Below are 17,428 nucleotides of genomic sequence, written 5' to 3' on the forward strand. Positions count from 1 at the left end.
TTCTTAGGTATTAATCTTCTCTTTTGGACTCATCGATTTGATAAACAAATGACGGATCAATCGCTTGATCCAGTGTGTCAAATGCACCCTGGATGCGCCGTTCGACTTCCGCCAAGCCCTCTTTGTCCATCTTTTTGATGTCACTGATGTCAATGGGCTCCCCAAAGCGGACGGTTACTCGCTTGCGTTTAAAAAGATCTTTTAACGTCAGCGGTCCTTGATAAACAGAGGGAACGATCTTGACCTTAGCCATTTTTGCGATCAACGCCATGCCGCCTTTTAAAGCCGTTGCGTGTCTCGTACCACTTGGAAACATGATCAAGCTAAGATCCGTTTCCTTCAAAATTTTGACTGGCGTCTTTACCGCGCTCGGTCCCGGTTTGTCTCGTTTGACTGGAAAAGCATTGGCATGGATCAAAATGAACCGTAAAATCGGGTTTTTGAACAGCTCTTCTTTCGCCATAAAACTAAATTTCTTTGGTCGAGCAGCCACTGCTAGGTACAATGGATCCCACCAGGTTCGGTGAGGAGCCACTAAAATGTAGTTTTCATTTTTAGGTAAAACCTCTTTGTTTTGATAACGAGCATTGCCGTTGATCAAAAATAATACTACGCGAACCACACCGCGCATAAAGCGAAAAAACATACTCATTTTCCTTTCTATTTCTCTCCTATTCAAGTATGCAAAAAAACGGTTTAAATGACAAGCATTTTTTAGCGTTTCCCATTATTCTTAATCGTAGTATAATACATTGAAATGAATTTAGAACAGGAGTATGCTTCATGTTGCAACCGAACGAACGCATCGACCAATTGTATGCCGATGACATCAAGATCATTCAAAGTTCCGAAGTTTTTTCTTTTTCATTAGATGCTGTGTTATTAGCAAATTACGCTAGAGTGCCAAAAAGAGGCGTAATCGTTGACCTTTGTGCAGGGAATGGCGCAGTCGGTTTATTTATCAGCAAAAAAACGACCGCTCATATTTATCAAATCGAATTGCAGGAACGCTTAGCGGATATGGCGCAGCGCAGTATCGAATTAAACGACTTGCAAGACCAGCTGACGGTCTATCCTATGGACTTGAAGAACCTCTTTCAAAAAATCAAGCCTGATTCCGTCGATCTATTGGTCTGCAATCCCCCTTATTTTAAAAATGTACCGACGGCGATCAAAAACCCGAATCCCTATTTAGCGATCGCTCGGCACGAGATCACCACAACTTTAGATGAAGTGATCCAAACCGCTAGCAAAGCGTTAAAAATGAACGGACGGTTTGCGATGGTTCATCGCCCGGATCGCTTTCTCGATATTTTGGACCATATGCGCGCCCATCGAATCGCACCAAAGCGCGTCCGCTTCGTCTATCCGAAAGTAGGCAAAGAGGCCAATATTTTATTGATTGAAGGAATCAAGGATGGCAAGGCGGATGGCTTTAAAATTGATTCCCCTCTCATTACCTATGATGAAACGGGTGCCTATAGTCCCGAAGTGAAGGCGATGCTCTATGGCTGCTGAGAATCATTATTTTTATGTGTTGCGTTGCAACGATCAATCCTTCTACGGTGGCTATACCACTGATTTGAGCCGCCGCTTATTAGAGCACAACAAAGGGATCGGAGCAAAATATACCCGTCCTGCTAGTCGCAGACCATTACAAATGATCCATGCGGAAAGCTTTTTTACTCGCAGTGAAGCCACTCAAGCAGAAGCAGCCTTCAAAAAATTGTCTCGCAAAAAGAAAGAGGACTACCTGAGCAGCCATAGCGAGAGTAATGTTATCTGACCAAGCATACAAAAAACTACCTGCGCACGGAAGATTCCTGCTTGAAGGAGCTTTCTTTCGTGACTTAGGTAGTTTTCTTTTATGGTTATTCATTCCTATTTGGTAACGCCCATTGGGTTTGACTTTTCCCAAATTCTTTCGGGATCACAGAATCGACGGATTGATATTCGAGGGTTTCTTGAGTCTTTGGAATCGTAATTGCCGTCAAATAGTTGTTGGTTTCGGAATAGAAGCCGATCGTTTCAAAGGAAGGATCAGTCAAATGGTATTGAACCCCCTGCAGCTTAGCCGTTGTTTCCTCTTCCACAAATGTCGGTTGATAGCGAGCATAATAAACCTGGGCGCCCATTTTAAAATATACGGAGTTATGAGCAGATCCAAGAAATTCAATCGCCCGTTCCACTGGTACTGCTTGATAGATCCCTAAAGTTTCAATCGCTTCATTGCTTTGGATGCGCTGATAAACTGCCGTAGTATCAGATTCATAATATTTATAGCCTAAAAACATTTTTTCGCGGTCTCGGATATTCGGTGTGATCAGCGCATTATACGTTTTGAATTCACCATACACTTGATCTCCAATAAAAAAACCTAGCAGACACGCAACGACTATGCCGCCAAGCAATAGCGTCACTTTCGGGTTACGGTTTTCTCGATAAAGCAGAACCATCAGGAACCCTAATAACGCGATCAGACCAACCACCATGAGAATTGGTAGGATCACATAGTAAAAACGCTCACTTTGCAGCCATTTTTCGATCGTCATAAATGCAATCATTCTTTCTTCCCCTTCGATTCCTCACTACCTACTGTTTTTCCCTTGGTCAACCAGTAGAAGGATCGTCCTTTCATCCCTTTTCTTGCCAGTGACTCTTCCGACGCTCAATTCACATGTAAATTCTTATGAAATTAATTTTACCATAAGTATGTATAAAAGATAAGTATTCGTTGGATTGCTTTTCACGACCAGCATCCATTGACAAAACGGGGGTTTTATCAGATAATATTGATGCTAATAGGGAATGAATGTCTCCCTCAGTTCTTACTGAAACCGCAAGTTTGCTAATGACTTCTACCACTTTTTTTTAGTGTGTAGTAGTCATTTTTTATTTTCACTCGTTCGTCATAGTTGCAAGAGCATTATTCCTATCTTTTTTAAAGGATCGTGATAGAAATGAAGAAACAAGAAACAACGTATTTTGAACTGACTGCATTAGGTTTGCTCAGTCTGGTGATTGGGGTGCTTGCTGGAGCTGTTGACACTTTCTTTGGCAAAATTTTGCTGTTCTTAAGTGCCTTCCGTGAAAGTCATTTTTTGCCATTGATTCTCTTCTTACCAATTATCGGTACTTGCTTTACTTACCTTTTCCAAAAGTATGGCGATCGGAGTCCTCAAGGAATGAACTTAGTGTTTTTAGTCGGGCAGGAAGAAGAAAAAGATATTCCGCTGCGTTTGATTCCTTTTGTAATGGTGGGAACCTGGCTGACGCATTTATTTGGAGGAAGCGCAGGCAGAGAAGGAGTTGCGGTTCAGTTAGGTGCCACCATCGCCAATCGTTTAGGAAATTGGCTGCGACTAGAAAAGTACGCCAGCACCCTGATCATGATTGGGATGGCTGCGGGATTTGCTGGTTTATTTGAAACCCCCATCGCTGCGACGTTCTTTGCATTGGAAGTGCTTGTCATCGGTAAATTCAGTCATCATGCCCTCTTACCTGCTTTGCTGGCTGCTTTCACTGCTAGTATGACTTCTCAATGGTTAGGCTTAGAAAAATTTAGTCTTATGTTGCCTCAATCCGTCGATTTGACGATACCTGTTTTTCTGAAATTACTTGTGATTGGGTTGATTTTTGGTATGGTTGGCGGCAGCTTTGCGGGCTTTTTAGAAACGATGAAACGCATCATGAAGCGGCGCTTCCCGAATCCACTTTGGCGTATTGGGATTGGCGCATTGGCGTTAGTCTTGCTTTTTGTTCTGTTGTATCAAGGGCGTTATTCAGGCTTAGGAACAAATTTGATCAGCGCGAGTTTCACGAAGCAACCGATCTATTCTTATGATTGGCTGCTTAAGTTGGTGTTGACCGTATTGACCATCAGCATTGGTTTTTTGGGTGGAGAAGTCACCCCTTTGTTTGCGATTGGCTCTTCTTTGGGGGTCGTGTTGGCGCCACTGTTCGGACTGCCTATCGAACTGGTAGCAGCACTAGGCTATGCCAGTGTTTTTGGCAGCGCCACTAGCACCTTATTTGCACCGATCTTTATTGGTGGAGAAGTCTTTGGCTTTCAAAATCTACCCTTCTTTGTGATCGTCTGCTCCGTCGCCTACTTTATCAGTAAACCTTATAGTATCTATCCTTTACAAAAAAGATCGGCAAAAGGACAATGAGCCACTTCTGAACACGACAAGAGCAAAGAAAAAACCGCGAACAAGTCGCGGTTTTTTTGCTATTTTGCACGTTTTAAATAAGTACCTTCAGCTGTATTGATTTCTAGCATTTCGCCTTCTTCAACAAAGTCAGGAACATTGACAACTAAGCCCGTTTCCATCGTTGCTGGCTTTCCTGAACCAGTCACAGTTGCCCCTTTGATTGATGGCTGTGTTTCAACAACTTTCAAGATTACACTTGAAGGTAATTGCACGCCGATTACTTCGCTGCCGAAGAATTGAATTTTTACTTCCATGTTTTCTAGAATGAACTTCATTTCTTCTTCAACCACTTCAACTGGAATTTCATATTGTTCATAGGTTTCCAGATCCATAAAGAATGCGGTATCGTCCATTGTATATAGGTATTGTACAGCTTTCGTATCGATATGCGCTTTTTCAAATTTTTCTTCTGGACGGAAGGTTGTATCGTAAGTAGAACCAGTCCGAACGTCACGTAATTTCATACGCATAACCGTATTTCCTTTACCTGGTTTGTGGTGGCTGGCATCTAATACTTTGATAAGTTTGCCGTCTTGAACAAACGTCATTCCAGCTCTTAAGTCACTTGCATTGATCATAATTTTGAAATCTCCTTCACTATGTGATAATCCTTGTCTATTGTATCAAAAAAAACAGCTTTATTCTAGCTAAATCAGTGGGAAGGTCGCACAAGTTTGCGCCGCTTCTCCATGTAGTGAGGATCGTACTCATCCGTTTCAATATAAATATAGACTTTTTTATCTGCCATTTGATGTCGGATCTCGGCTTCGATCTCATTAATGATCTCATAGCCGACCTCTTCTTGCTTTGCGGCAATATCGACTTTTGCTGCAATCAAAATTTCTGCTGGCCCTAAATGGACTGTTTTCACATCGATCAAGCGATCAACATCGGGACGTTCAAACGCTTGTTTGATCACCGCTAAATCACGTTTAGTAACACTTTCCCCAATCAGTAGACTGTAAAATTCGCGGGCTAAGAAGATCGCTGCTACCATCAATAAAAGACCAATCAATAAGCCGCTGAAGGCATCAAAAAATGCGTTCCCGGTAATCATTGTTAAAACCGTTCCGATCAGTGCGATCATCAGACCGATCACCGCACAAAAGTCTTCTGTGAAAATGATCAAAATCTCACTATGCCGACTTTCTTTCAAAAAACGATAGATTGGTTGACGTTCGACGTTTAGCTCGCGGATCTCCTTGATTGCGATCCACAACGAACTTCCTTCAACGATCATCCCGAAGATCAAGATAGCGATCACTAACCAGGTATTGCCGACTTCATGGGCGGGATGCAGCAACTTTTCCACTGCTTCCATCACGCCTAGTGCGCCCCCACCAAAGAAGAGCATCATCGCAACGATCGTGCTGAAAAAATATTTCGCCCGACCTTCACCAAACTGATGCAGTTCACTTTGTCCCTTTGTTGCCCGTTTATCACCGATCAATAAAAAGATCTGATTGCTGCAATCTACGACACTATGAATGCTTTCATTCAGCATGGCCGCACTACCGCTCAAGGCATAACCGACAAACTTACTGATCGCTACCAAAATGTTTGAGATCAGTGCAGCGATGACCGCCATCATGCCATTTGCTTTCTTTTCCACACCTAACGCTTCCTCTCATCAATAAACTCCCTGCTTATTATGCAACTATTCTTCACGAATGGATCAAGCTGCCTCTAGTTCCTCAATCAACAGGTGCTTGCTTTTTCAACTTCGCCTCTCTACGGCTGATTTTTTTGGTCCAAAAACCGCCCGAGATATACTTGGGTTCATAGCTGATGATAAACGCTCGCTCTTCCACCGCTTTGATCGTTTGATAGAGCTTTTTCTCACTTTTTCTTTGGGAAAGAATCTCTAAAATCAGTCGCGGGCCTTCCAATCCTTCACCAAAGCTTTGTGTCACACCATACCCCTCTTGTCGCAAAATCTTCGGCAAACTCTTTTCTTCATCCGTATTACTAGGTAGGATCACTGTGACCATTGTATAGCCCAGAGCTAGCTTATCTTCGATTTTGATCCCGATACTGACTCCTGCAGCATAGCCTAGTGCATAGAACAAGAGATTCAGCGGGTTATCCAAACGATCCAATACCATAGATAAGCCTAAAATATAGATCGTGATTTCGATCATACTCACTAATGGGGCAATCACGCGATACCCTTTCATTGTCAATAAAAATCGCAGTGTATTCAATGTGACATAGGCGAGATTGATAAAGAAAATCATCGCCAGCATTTGTAGATCAACTTCCATCTTTGATTCCCCCTTGTTCTTAGCATATCAAAAGGCAAGCGAAAATTAAAATATTTGAGCAGGATTTAATTACTAAAATAGCTAAATAAAATTTATTCTGGAGAAGACACAGTGCTTAGGTGATTTTGTTGATGGCTACCATGTTATGATTTTGCTCATCGACACACTACCTGTGGTTTCACTCACTTCTATTGATTGAAAAGCGTATCTACCAAAGTGGGAAAAGTAGTGTAAACCACTACTCGTTTGTTTCAGACAAAAAAGAAGTCCAATGGCAAATGGACTTCTTTTTGTCTGATCAACTTTTACAGTGTTCGATCATATTCACGATTGCAGAACATACTTACTTGTTTTCCAAGGGGTTATTCGTCAGCACCAGGTACGAAACTCAGCTCCCAATGGATGGTTCCTTGATAACTTGTTGCTTGCGGCCTCGCGCCAATAGGGATTTCCAGCTCGACACTTTTTTGCATGGTATCCTCGTTTCCATAGCGTTGAATCCAAGTTCCCGCCCCTTGCTTTTCATTGGCACGTGCAATCACTTGGTTCTGCGGTCCCAGCTCGATTGCATCAAAGTAGTCTGGTGCTTCAGAGGGATTTTCTCTAGAGGTAACCATTTCAATATTCGTCAAATGCACACTCGCTCCTTTTAAGTGGTGCTTAAACGCATCCGTGCTAACGAACCCTTCCTCTGATAATCGGGCACTCAAGGTCCAGCCCTTTTGAAGAAATCGACGATCGGAAACCTGAATGTAGTTTGGTCGTTCGGTTGATTCATGATCATCCACTAAAGAAATTCGTTGCGGACGCGCCGGATAGCGGCTTGTCGACGAGCGAATCGGTACTGTACCAAAATCGAATTGTGAAACAAAGTCTATACTGATAAACCCGCGATTTTCTGGTATCAAGGGTGGATTTTCAGGTAGAATCGGTTGATCAGGATCAAGGGGATCTTTTGGGTCTACGTCACCAATGGGTTCCACAGTGGTTGATGCTTCTGCCCATTTGCCATCAAGAAATGCCTGAGCGGTGACCACCTCACCTTGAGTAAAATACTGGAAAGGTTCTAAATCAGATAGATCAAGTAAATAATGCCCGTTTTCATCCGCATGGGTGTGAAAATACGTGCTATTGCCAGCACTATCGACTGTCGTTTCAAGCGTCGGTTCTGGCATCAGTCCCTCTCTTTGGAATCGAAGGTAGCTACCAGGATTGGCGGTTCCCGAAATCGTATAGGCATTAGGTAAGGTTCTATCTTCTGTCAAAGGATCGATGGTCACCGTGACGTCTGGTATGTTCTCAAACAATAGCCGTTGCGAACGAGAAGCAAACTGCGCGGCAAACCCTCGACTTGTTTCCTCATTCAGCGAAGATACATTGGTCACATTTGTATTGGTTCCTGAAATCGCCGCAGTCATGGACAGAATCGGTTGCCAATGAAAATCAACTGTCTCTCCTGTATTTCCATGCCGCCACTGGCGAATCGCCTGATTCTTTGCAGTGATTCCTCCCCCTTCAATTAGACCATTTGTGGTGGTCGTTATGGGGCGGGTTCTTTGCAAATTGACACGCTTGGCATCGTCGATCGTCAATCTTGCGGGATTGTTGGCGCCGGTAAAGAAAAGTAGCCGTTGGACAGCTTGTGGGCTGTCCGAACGAATATCTAAGGTAGCATCTTTGCCTACGTTGAGATTGCCAGTCGTGCCAGAGAAGTGGAAGATATTTGCGGTTGTATTTTGATTTGTTGCTTCAACCTCTAAGGTGCTGCTGTCTTCTAAGGTGACATGCGTATTGGCACTTAACCAGAAAATATGACTGTACAACGTTCGGTTTGCAGCAGCAACCGACAAGCGACTTTTTTCCATTAAGCGAATATCATGGGGCGTACCTGATGTGATGACTGCTGGGCTGTTGTTTTGTGTATTTAGTGCCAATTCCGCGCCTTTTCCTAACTCAATGCGTCCATTGCCAGCGACAAAGCGAATATTAGCACCGCCTGCTTCACCAGCTGAACCGTTGGCATTTAATGATAGTCGGGCATTATCCCCTAATACGAGACGCGCATTTGTATTATAAAAATCAAGATTTCCTGAGCTGATCGTCGACATTTCGACGTTTGCTCCCTCACGAAGCTCTATTTGGTTGATTTCAAAATTCGCCTGAGTATTTGTGTGAATCGTCCAAGAAGCATTGAAGTCTGAGGTATATCTAGGCGTTTGGTGTGAAACCGAATGTCCAGAAAAGCTGGCTCGAGAGTGCAACCCGTAAAACAACTGATTGCCCGTATGGTTGAGATTGTGGTATCGAATGATTGAACGCTGCTGATTTGTCATGTTCAAATCATGGTATTCAATTGCCCCCCAAAAGTTTCCATGATAGAGTTCCAAATTTTGCAAGGTAATGTCCCATGGAGAATCAGGATTGACACTGGAATCGCGGAAACAGATCGCTACGGCTCTAAGATCCATCTGATAGTTGTCGAGGCCATCGATGATTAACGTTCTTGAAACTCTCGAGGCATTGATATAAACATAGGCTAATCCGCCGTTAGGATTGACGCTGCTGCTCCAGCCGTCAATTCCCGTAATGCCTAAACGAGGATTATCGTTCGTTTGAAAACTGGCTGTCAAATAAATATAGTTGACCGTCGGATCGACCATTGCAGCCATAAATTCGACCCAATTAGCAACTCCTCTTTTTTTTACATCGTCGCCTAAAAGATAAAGATTGCCAGGATCAGATGCTGATGCCTCAGGAAGCTGGCTTTCTATTTCCTTCTCTTCTGCTAGTTGATCTTCTTGATCCTCTTGATCCAAATGATCCAATTGATCAGTGGAGTCACTCGAATCAGTTCGCTCATCCTCTTGTGTGTCCGTAGGATTTGTCTCCCGTGCTTCTTTTATTTCAAGCATTATCATTGAATCTGCTGCTTCAAATGGAAACGATCCTGCTGTATCAACTATCAATGGAACCAAAAAATCACTTCTAGGGGTATCGGTCGTTAGTTTCCAACCGTTCTCTTCAGTGAGTGGCGTCATCTTGACTCCCTTTGGCAACTCCTCTTCAGCAATAACCGCAGCTTTCGGCAATCGGATCGCTATTTCACTAATGGGACGGTCCGTATGAAACGCAACCAGTAACAGGTCTCCTACAGTCCCGGATTTCGTTGATTCATCAAAATAAATGGCAACTCTTTCCTCAGCCTCTTGCTCTCGTATCGGATCGAATGATTCACTCGCAACCGTTTTTTCCTCCAGCTGCGCAGCAAAGAAAACGTTTGAAGAAAACACACTCATGGTTGAAAAAAAGTAGAGTCCTCCAAGTAAGCCAATAATGATGGTGAAATATACCTTTCTCTTTTTCTTGTTCATTTGTTGATGCCCCACCTTTCAGCGTATCTTTCCCTTGAAATCGATCAAAAATCAGGCCTTTCCAAAGAGCAGCTTTAGCCATCAGGACGCTTGCTTCCCTTTTTCAATTGCAGCTGATCAGAAAACCACTGTCCTGCCACCGTTTGACTTGCCATCGATTTTAAATGACAAAAAAAATCGCCAATTAAAATAACAAACCTTATAAATAACGATGGTTTTGATCGTTTCACTTTATTCTATAGCCCACGCTATTGCTTAGTAAAATCAGAATATTCCTCAGCCGGTGAAAAATGTATTTCAACTAATCACTTTGTGAAATCGATAGTTTCGGCACACAAAAAAAACAGCTAGATGTTAGCCATCTAGCTGAAATCATTCATCGTTATGCTCAAAGGACCACTTCTATTAAGAGTAACTGTCACTGCTATTTAGAACGAAAATAGCCATTTGAAGATTCTTCTTGTTGATCGTCTTCAATCATTCCTTTTAATGATCGATCTAAAACGGAACGTTTTTTCTCACCATTTTTTTTATTGCTGGCTCGAAACTCACTGCGTGTCATCCCAACAGAGGGGTGGCGATTGAATTTTTTGACGGTCGGATCATTTTCTTCTTTGACTTGATAAGCTGCTGGTTCAGTATCAAACAACAAATAACTTTCTTGTTTTTTTGCCATTGCATCCATCAAATCGTTCGGCGTAATTTCAGGTTTTTGCTCATCTGGAATAATCGATGCAGGAATATATTTAGGCACGAAATAAGAGCGCCCCGAATATTCTTTTTTCGAAGAAACAGGAACCTCAGCTTTTTCCTTCTTACTGGTCACTTGATAAGAAGAATGGTTCGCCTCTTTGCCAAAAAAGTTGGTTTTTCCTGTTGGCATCTGCTCTTTCACTGGACGTTTTCCGTACTGAGGCAAGTTGGCACGGTGATTGGCAAGCTCTTCTTTTTGACGAACATTGTGCCCCCGATCCCGTTGGCTGGACTGCACTTTGCGCTGCAAAGATTGATTTTCATCCTTGTGAGAATGACTCACGGGATCTTTGATTTCGGTTAAAATCCAATCATCTGCTTTACTGAATGCGGGGCGATGCTCGGATTGCAGCTTCACACCATCTGTATCATCATAAGCAGGAAAACGGAAGTGTTTTCGTTTCACATCTAAATAATTTGCCACTGTACTCATCCTCTTACATGCATTTTTTTCATCATACCATAAATTAAGGAGAATTTCACGAAAGACTACACCATTTCAGATGAGGACACTTCAGCTAAATTCGGCTGGAGGCACCGTCTCAGTCAAGCTTGCTGCATTTGGTTCTTTGACATGGGCAAATAATGGATCGATCTGCCAAATATCTGCAGCATAATTTCGCACCGTTTCATCTGCCGAAAATTTGCCTGCATTCGCAATATTCATTAGGCTGACTTTACGCCAACGTTGCGTATCCTGATAGGCACTATCTACCCGATGCTGCGCGTCACAATAGGCATGAAAATCCTTTAATAAAAAGTATTCATCATTGTATTTCAAAAGGGAATCAAAGATTTCCCGACCTTCAACTTGAATATTCGGGATCGTCCCATCAATAAAGGCATTGACCACCCGTTGCAAGACTGGATCTGACTCATAGTAGGTGTAAGCAGAATAATTATGCTGGGCGTAATACTGATACACTTCTTCTTCCGTCAACCCAAAGATCGCAATGTTTTCATCACCGATCGCATCTCGAATCTCAATATTGGCACCATCTAAAGTCGCGATCGTTACTGCCCCATTTAGCATCAACTTCATATTGCTTGTCCCTGACGCTTCTTTAGAGGCCAATGAGATTTGTTCACTGACATCCGCTGCTGGAATGATTTTTTCTGCTAATGAAACGTTGTAATTTTCTAAAAATATAACCTTGATTTTATCATTGATGGTTTCATCATGATTGATCAGATTCGCCACTTCATTGATGACTTTAATGATCGATTTTGCGTAGTGATAGCTTGGTGCTGCTTTGGCACCAAAAATAAAGACTCTTGGATGAAACGCTGCAGTCGGATCGTCTTTGACCTCAAAGTAGAGCTTCAAGATATGCATTAGATTCAGCAGTTGTCGTTTGTACGCATGCAGGCGTTTGATCTGCACATCAAAAATTGCCGTTGGATCTACTGTAATGCCCGTTGCTTTTTGAATGTACTTTGCCAGTGCACGCTTGTTACTCATTTTTGCGTCAGCAATTTGTTGCAGAACGTTTTCGTCATCATAATAATTTTTGAGCAGCTGCAGATCCAAGGGGTCATTGCGCCAACTCGTACCGATCGACTGATCCAGCACTTTGGCTAATGGTTGATTGGCTAGCTGAAGCCAACGCCGTTGTGCGATGCCGTTGGTCTTATTGTTGAAACGGGCAGGATAAATGAGATAGAAGTCATGGAGTACCACTGATTTTAGTAAATCAGAATGGAGCTTGGCTACCCCATTGACACTATGGCTGCCGATGATGGCTAGATGTGCCATATGGACTTGATCATCAATAATGATTCGCGTCCGATCCAGTAAGGCTTGCGGATGGACCCCTTGCATTCCTTCGACAAAGCGCCGATCAATTTCTTTGATGATCTGATCCATTCTCGGCAACACTTCTTCAATCATGCGAACTGGCCATTTTTCTAAGGCTTCCGCCATGATCGTATGGTTCGTATAACTCATGACTTTCACGGTGATCGCCCACGCTTGTTCCCAAGCAAGGCCTTCTTCATCAACTAAAATACGCATCAGTTCTGGGACACAAAGCGCTGGGTGCGTGTCGTTGATATGGATTGCTACTCGTTCACTAAGCATCGCTAAAGGCAGATTCGATTTTTTATAATAGCGAATGATACTTTGAATGCCTGCAGAAACAAAAAAGTATTCTTGCATCAATCGTGTGCGTTTGCCGATCTCGTTTGAGTCATCTGGATATAAAACAGCAGTCAAATTTTCTAAGGCTTGCCGTGATTCCAATGTCGCATAATGCGCCTCATCTTCAGCAGGCACTTCGACACTCCACAAGCGCAGTGTGTTGATGTGTTGATTCTGATAGCCAACCATCGCGGTGTCATACGGAACTGCCCGCCAGGTAAAGCCGCCTTCATAGACTGGCGCTAGTTTTCCGTCCTCTCCCGTAACGAGATAGACCTGCCCACCAAATCGAATAGGCACCGCTTTGCTTTCTTTGCGGACTTCCCAGACATTCCCAGAACGTAACCAATCATCTGGTAATTCTACTTGATGGCCGTCAATAAATTTTTGTTTAAATAATCCATAGCGATAGCGAATCCCGTTCCCATTTCCCGGCAAGCTTAATGAAGCCAGCGAGTCCATAAAACAAGAGGCCAAACGACCGAGGCCCCCGTTTCCTAAAGCCATGTCTTTTTCTGTATCCGCAACGTCATCAAGGGAAACGCCTAACTCTTCAAAAACGGCTTCCGCTTGCTCCAACAGCTGCATATTCAACAAATTGCTTTTTAGCATTTTGCCAGGCAAAAATTCGATTGAAAAATAGTACGCTTGTTTTTGATCCTCCAGCAAGAGATTTTTTCTGGTTTGACGCCAGTCTTCTGAATACATTTGCTTCACCACATTGGCTAGTGCTTGAAACAATTCCTGTGGTGAAGCTTCATCCACTTCAATCGCAAAGAGTTCATGAACACTGATTTCTAGCAGTTCACGCAATCGTTCTTTTGTCATAGGGTTACACTCCTTTTTGCATTCAATTTATAAAAAAGAAGAATCCTTGCCGCCAAAATTGCTAGTCTTACAACTAGCAGTTCTGTTGCAGACAAGGATTCTTCTGTCTTAAAACAATCAAACTTTGATAGTATTATACAACTGGATATAAAGATCGGAACTTTGATTCCAGCTGAAATCTTTTGCCATTGCTTGCTTGACCAATACGTTCCACGTTGCCTGATCAGATTGATACAATTCGACCCCTTGCTTCAAGGCATTCATCAAGTAAAATGGTGAAAACTCTTGAAAGCCAAAGCCGGTACCTTGTTTCGTGATCGGATTATAGGAATCTACCGTATCTTTCAAGCCACCGATTTCGTGAACGACCGGTAATGTACCATAACGCATCGCGATCATCTGTGACAGTCCGCATGGTTCGAAGGCGGAAGGCATCAAGAAAAGATCCGCTGCTGCGTATAACTTTTGCGCCAATGCAATATCAAAAGAAATCGCGGCAGCACATTTGTCAGGATATCTCTGAGCAAAATAGCGAAAGCCTTCTTCAAAATCATGTTCGCCAGTCCCTAGTAAGATGAACTGAACATCAAATTGCAAGAGATTTTCCATTTCTTCAAGGACCAAATGGAACCCTTTTTGAGTGGTCAAACGGCTAACAACAGAAATCAATGGGACATCTTTACGGGTAGGCAAACCAAATTTTTCTTGTAGCGCTCGCTTGTTTTTAGCTTTTCCTGATAAATCTTCGACACTGAAAGGATAGTCCAAATGAGGATCGGTTTCTGGATCGTTCATTTCGTAATCAATTCCGTTTAAAATGCCGCTGAGTTTGCCGCTTTCCATACGTAAAATCACTTCAAGCCCACAGCCGAACTCAGAGGTTTTGATTTCTTCACTATAGGAAGGACTGACCGTCGTGATGCGGTCCGCATACAAGATTCCTGCTTTCATAAAGTTCAAGCAATCGTTTAAACGTAGTGTGCCATCATCGTATCTCTCAGTCCCCATACCAAAAAGATCTGGTAAAATATCGCGACTATACCACCCTTGAAACCCAATGTTATGGATCGTCAAAACGGTGCGTATGTTTTGATACGCTTGAATCCAATGATATTTTTCTTTGATCAAGAAGGGAATCATCGCCGTATGGTAATCATTGACATGCACGATGTCTGGAATAAATTCAATGCGTTCCATCATTTCGATCACGGCTAATTGGAAGAAAGCAAAGCGTTCCCCATCATCATAAAAATCATAGAGCCGTTCGCGGCCAAAATAGTAGAGATTGTCTATGAAATAATAGGTCACAGAGCCTAGAACTAATTTTTTGATCCCACAATATTGCTTGCGCCAACCGACCGCCACTTCAAAGGAAAAACAATCTTCCATTTGCTCCTGGTATTCAGCAGGCATTTTCGTGAAATAGGGTAAGACCACAATCGTCTCGACGCCTTTTTTGACCAATTCTTTTGGTAATGCCCCTGCAACATCCCCTAATCCGCCTGTTTTAAAAAATGGGGCGCATTCCGCTGCTGTAAACAGAACCTTCATGCGCTTGCCCCTCCAATAACGTCTTGGGTCACATGAGAATTTTTCTTAATGACGATTGGCGTTTCTTTGGTTCCTTGCACTTTGACACCTTCTGCGATGGTCACATTTTTATCTAGGATCGCATAAGAGACTTCGGCACCTGCTTTGATCTCATTATTTCCGAAGATGATCGCTCCTTTGACTTTTGCTTCAGGATGGATCTTCGTGCGGCGGGCAACGAGTGACTGTTCGACCGTTCCTTCCACGATGCAGCCAGAAGCAAAGTGGCTATTTTTCACGTCAGATGTTTCTGAATAATACGTTGGCACTTCGTTTTTCAGTTTGGTATAGATCTTTTGATTCGAATAAAGCAACGACGTAAATTTATGCACATCGAGCATATCCATATTTGTTTGATAGTAAGAAGAGATGTCATAAATGTTACTTAAGTAACCAGTGTACTCATATAGACCTGTATTTTCAACAGCGATCATTTCTCGTAAAAATTGACCGAGGTCTGCCGTTGCGCCAACTTTTTGCCCCTCTTTTAGCGCAGCGATCAGACGATCTGTTTGAATGATAAAAATATCCGTACATAAGTTGACAAGGTCACTGACCTCACCTTTTTTCGCTTGGATCGCTTCTTCTAAGTGACCTTCACTGTCTACATTGAACAACAGATCACTTTCGCAAACATTGTCACTGCTGATGCGTTTGTATACGACGGTCATTTCATTGCCTTGTAGCTGATGGATTTTCAGCAAGGCACGCAAATCAATGTTGCATAAGACTTTGCTGCCCATAAATACGGTATGATCCGATTTGGATTTTTCCAAATAGTCGATGACATTATAATAATACTCTTGTCCTTCTGCTTGCTTTTTCAATGAGTCTTGGAACAGGTGAATAAAGAAACGGTTTTGTACGCCGTCCAAGTTCCACTCTTTTCCGCCACCGATATGATCGAAGACCGACTGCGTTTCTCCTTCATTGAAAATCATATAGACTTGTTTGATATTGGCATTTTCGATACTTGAAAGATTAAAATCTAACAAGCGATATTTGCAGTCAAACAATAAAGTCGACAGCGGACGGTTTTCTGTTAATGGCATCAAGTCTTGGTATCGTTGCAGATTCCCTAAAATCGCACACATTTTATTAGTTCTCATCAATCGTCACCCCTAAAATTTCAGAATAGCCGACTACGGCAATTTCGTCTGTTCCATCGATCTCTGCATCGTCACCAATCACTGCATTTTCCCCAACGATCACTCGGTTTAATTTAACATTTCTACCGATCACCGCTCCAGGCATGATCACGCTGTCCTTGATCGTCGATCCTTCTTTCACCTGCACATTTTCTGATAAAATACTGTGCTCGATTTCCCCTGCAACATAACAGCCATCCATCACGAGAGAGTTTCTCGCAGCCCCGGTCTCAGTCACAAAATGTGGTGGTGCGATTGGGTTTTTAGAAAATACTTGCCAACTTTTATCCCGAATATTCAACTCCATTGCTGGATCAATAAATTCCATATTGGCTTCCCACAATGAATCGATCGTTCCTACGTCTTTCCAATAGCCAGAGAAGCGATAGGCAAAAACGTTGTCGCCGCTTTCGAGATAAGAAGGAATGACATGTTTCCCAAAATCGACCATTTCGCCGTCTTTTGTATAGTTACTCAACAGCATACTGCGCAGACGACTCCAATCGAAAATATAGATCCCCATTGAAGCGAGATTGCTTTTTGGTTCGGCTGGTTTTTCATCAAATTCGATGATACGGTCATTTTTATCGGTGTTCATGATTCCGAAACGCGAGGCATCTTTCATCGGTACTTCGAGAACTGCAACCGTCAATGAAGCATCATTTTCTTTGTGTTTTTCCAGCATTTCTTCATAATCCATTTTGTAGATATGGTCCCCTGATAAAATCAAGACATATTGCGGGTCCATCTCATCGATATAAGCGATGTTTTGATAGATCGCATGGGCGGTTCCTTCAAACCATTTTTCGCCTTCTGAATTTGAATATGGCTGTAAGATCGTCACACCGGTACTAATTCCATCCAATCCCCAGCTTGCACCATTTCCGATATGGTTGTTTAGTGCTAATGGCTGGTACTGAGTGACAACACCCACATTTTTGATTCCTGAATTGACACAATTACTCAACGTGAAATCGATGATCCGATATCTGCCACCAAATGGAACCGCTGGTTTAGCAATATTCTTTGTTAATTTCCCTAATCGAGTCCCTTGTCCCCCTGCGAGGATCATTGCTAACATCTCTGTTTTCATTTTGTTTGGTGATCTACTCACCGTTCC

General features: G+C 42.7%; 14 protein-coding genes and 1 riboswitch. Of the genes, 3 read left to right on the top strand and 11 right to left on the bottom strand.

Translation table 11 applies throughout. The features are described 5' to 3' along the window. Window positions 1-10: 10 nt before the first annotated feature. Entirely contained in the window at window positions 11-646 is a 636-nt protein-coding gene (locus tag IGI77_RS11145; protein WP_005229679.1) for a lysophospholipid acyltransferase family protein, read from the bottom strand. 137 nt (window positions 647-783) lie between these two features. On the opposite strand from IGI77_RS11145, the gene IGI77_RS11150 reads away from it, so the two are divergent. Both IGI77_RS11150 and IGI77_RS11155 read left to right on the top strand, forming a co-directional pair. Beyond that, window positions 784-1,518 carry a tRNA1(Val) (adenine(37)-N6)-methyltransferase gene (locus IGI77_RS11150; protein ID WP_016610820.1) on the top strand — a complete coding sequence of 245 codons (735 nt, stop codon included), beginning with the start codon at window positions 784-786 and terminating at the stop codon, window positions 1,516-1,518. Next, on the top strand, window positions 1,508-1,786 hold the full coding sequence (locus IGI77_RS11155; protein WP_121260989.1) for a GIY-YIG nuclease family protein: 279 nt from the start codon (window positions 1,508-1,510) through the stop codon (window positions 1,784-1,786). Before IGI77_RS11150 ends, IGI77_RS11155 begins: the two co-directional genes overlap by 11 nt. An 85-nt stretch (window positions 1,787-1,871) precedes the next feature. On the opposite strand, the gene IGI77_RS11160 is transcribed toward IGI77_RS11155, so the two are convergent. Further along, window positions 1,872-2,564, bottom strand: a complete 693-nt coding sequence (locus IGI77_RS11160; protein ID WP_284591586.1) for a hypothetical protein — start codon at window positions 2,562-2,564, stop codon at window positions 1,872-1,874. Between the two features lie 231 nt (window positions 2,565-2,795). After that, a riboswitch (Fluoride riboswitch) is annotated at window positions 2,796-2,868 on the top strand. Window positions 2,869-2,960: 92 nt separating this feature from the next. Here IGI77_RS11160 and IGI77_RS11165 point away from each other — a divergent pair. Continuing rightward, window positions 2,961-4,172, top strand: coding sequence for a chloride channel protein (locus IGI77_RS11165; protein ID WP_438770062.1), 1,212 nt, complete (start codon window positions 2,961-2,963; stop codon window positions 4,170-4,172). 59 nt (window positions 4,173-4,231) lie between these two features. Here the strand turns inward: IGI77_RS11165 and efp are convergent, their stop codons facing one another. The 9 genes from efp to IGI77_RS11210 all read right to left on the bottom strand — a co-directional run bounded on the left by efp (window position 4,232) and on the right by IGI77_RS11210 (window position 17,401). Further along, window positions 4,232-4,792, bottom strand: coding sequence for an elongation factor P (gene efp, locus IGI77_RS11170; protein ID WP_005229668.1), 561 nt, complete (start codon window positions 4,790-4,792; stop codon window positions 4,232-4,234). 74 nt (window positions 4,793-4,866) lie between these two features. Beyond that, on the bottom strand, window positions 4,867-5,805 hold the full coding sequence (locus tag IGI77_RS11175; RefSeq protein WP_005229666.1) for a cation diffusion facilitator family transporter: 939 nt from the start codon (window positions 5,803-5,805) through the stop codon (window positions 4,867-4,869). Between the two features lie 103 nt (window positions 5,806-5,908). After that, the gene (locus IGI77_RS11180) at window positions 5,909-6,478 is read right to left on the bottom strand and encodes a DUF2179 domain-containing protein (protein ID WP_005229664.1); all 570 of its coding nucleotides are present in this window, start codon (window positions 6,476-6,478) and stop codon (window positions 5,909-5,911) included. A 362-nt stretch (window positions 6,479-6,840) separates the two neighbouring features. Then, on the bottom strand, window positions 6,841-9,849 hold the full coding sequence (locus IGI77_RS11185; protein ID WP_422704043.1) for a WxL domain-containing protein: 3,009 nt from the start codon (window positions 9,847-9,849) through the stop codon (window positions 6,841-6,843). Between the two features lie 424 nt (window positions 9,850-10,273). Continuing rightward, the gene (locus IGI77_RS11190) at window positions 10,274-11,035 is read right to left on the bottom strand and encodes a hypothetical protein (RefSeq protein WP_142968261.1); all 762 of its coding nucleotides are present in this window, start codon (window positions 11,033-11,035) and stop codon (window positions 10,274-10,276) included. A gap of 81 nt (window positions 11,036-11,116) precedes the next feature. Beyond that, window positions 11,117-13,570, bottom strand: a complete 2,454-nt coding sequence (locus IGI77_RS11195; protein WP_347482458.1) for a glycogen/starch/alpha-glucan phosphorylase — start codon at window positions 13,568-13,570, stop codon at window positions 11,117-11,119. A gap of 117 nt (window positions 13,571-13,687) precedes the next feature. Then, entirely contained in the window at window positions 13,688-15,121 is a 1,434-nt protein-coding gene (gene glgA / locus IGI77_RS11200) for a glycogen synthase GlgA (protein WP_438770064.1), read from the bottom strand. Next, entirely contained in the window at window positions 15,118-16,269 is a 1,152-nt protein-coding gene (gene glgD / locus IGI77_RS11205; protein WP_016610808.1) for a glucose-1-phosphate adenylyltransferase subunit GlgD, read from the bottom strand. Before glgD ends, glgA begins: the two co-directional genes overlap by 4 nt. After that, window positions 16,259-17,401: a glucose-1-phosphate adenylyltransferase gene (locus IGI77_RS11210; protein ID WP_016610807.1), complete on the bottom strand. Its 1,143-nt coding sequence runs from the start codon at window positions 17,399-17,401 to the stop codon at window positions 16,259-16,261. The genes glgD and IGI77_RS11210 overlap by 11 nt, the downstream gene beginning before the upstream one ends. Window positions 17,402-17,428 lie beyond the last annotated feature (27 nt).

The organism is Enterococcus sp. DIV0213h, assembly GCF_051711285.1.
GTDB lineage: Bacteria > Bacillota > Bacilli > Lactobacillales > Enterococcaceae > Enterococcus_D > Enterococcus_D casseliflavus.

Coding starts and splice junctions, on each gene's coding strand:
- IGI77_RS11145 (WP_005229679.1), bottom strand. CDS start 646: ATGTTTTTTCGCTTTATGCGCGGTGTGGTTCGCGTAGTATTATTTTTG.
- IGI77_RS11150 (WP_016610820.1), top strand. CDS start 784: ATGTTGCAACCGAACGAACGCATCGACCAATTGTATGCCGATGACATC.
- IGI77_RS11155 (WP_121260989.1), top strand. CDS start 1,508: ATGGCTGCTGAGAATCATTATTTTTATGTGTTGCGTTGCAACGATCAA.
- IGI77_RS11160 (WP_284591586.1), bottom strand. CDS start 2,564: ATGATTGCATTTATGACGATCGAAAAATGGCTGCAAAGTGAGCGTTTT.
- IGI77_RS11165 (WP_438770062.1), top strand. CDS start 2,961: ATGAAGAAACAAGAAACAACGTATTTTGAACTGACTGCATTAGGTTTG.
- efp (WP_005229668.1), bottom strand. CDS start 4,792: ATGATCAATGCAAGTGACTTAAGAGCTGGAATGACGTTTGTTCAAGAC.
- IGI77_RS11175 (WP_005229666.1), bottom strand. CDS start 5,805: ATGATGGCGGTCATCGCTGCACTGATCTCAAACATTTTGGTAGCGATC.
- IGI77_RS11180 (WP_005229664.1), bottom strand. CDS start 6,478: ATGGAAGTTGATCTACAAATGCTGGCGATGATTTTCTTTATCAATCTC.
- IGI77_RS11185 (WP_422704043.1), bottom strand. CDS start 9,849: ATGAACAAGAAAAAGAGAAAGGTATATTTCACCATCATTATTGGCTTA.
- IGI77_RS11190 (WP_142968261.1), bottom strand. CDS start 11,035: ATGAGTACAGTGGCAAATTATTTAGATGTGAAACGAAAACACTTCCGT.
- IGI77_RS11195 (WP_347482458.1), bottom strand. CDS start 13,570: ATGACAAAAGAACGATTGCGTGAACTGCTAGAAATCAGTGTTCATGAA.
- glgA (WP_438770064.1), bottom strand. CDS start 15,121: ATGAAGGTTCTGTTTACAGCAGCGGAATGCGCCCCATTTTTTAAAACA.
- glgD (WP_016610808.1), bottom strand. CDS start 16,269: ATGAGAACTAATAAAATGTGTGCGATTTTAGGGAATCTGCAACGATAC.
- IGI77_RS11210 (WP_016610807.1), bottom strand. CDS start 17,401: ATGAAAACAGAGATGTTAGCAATGATCCTCGCAGGGGGACAAGGGACT.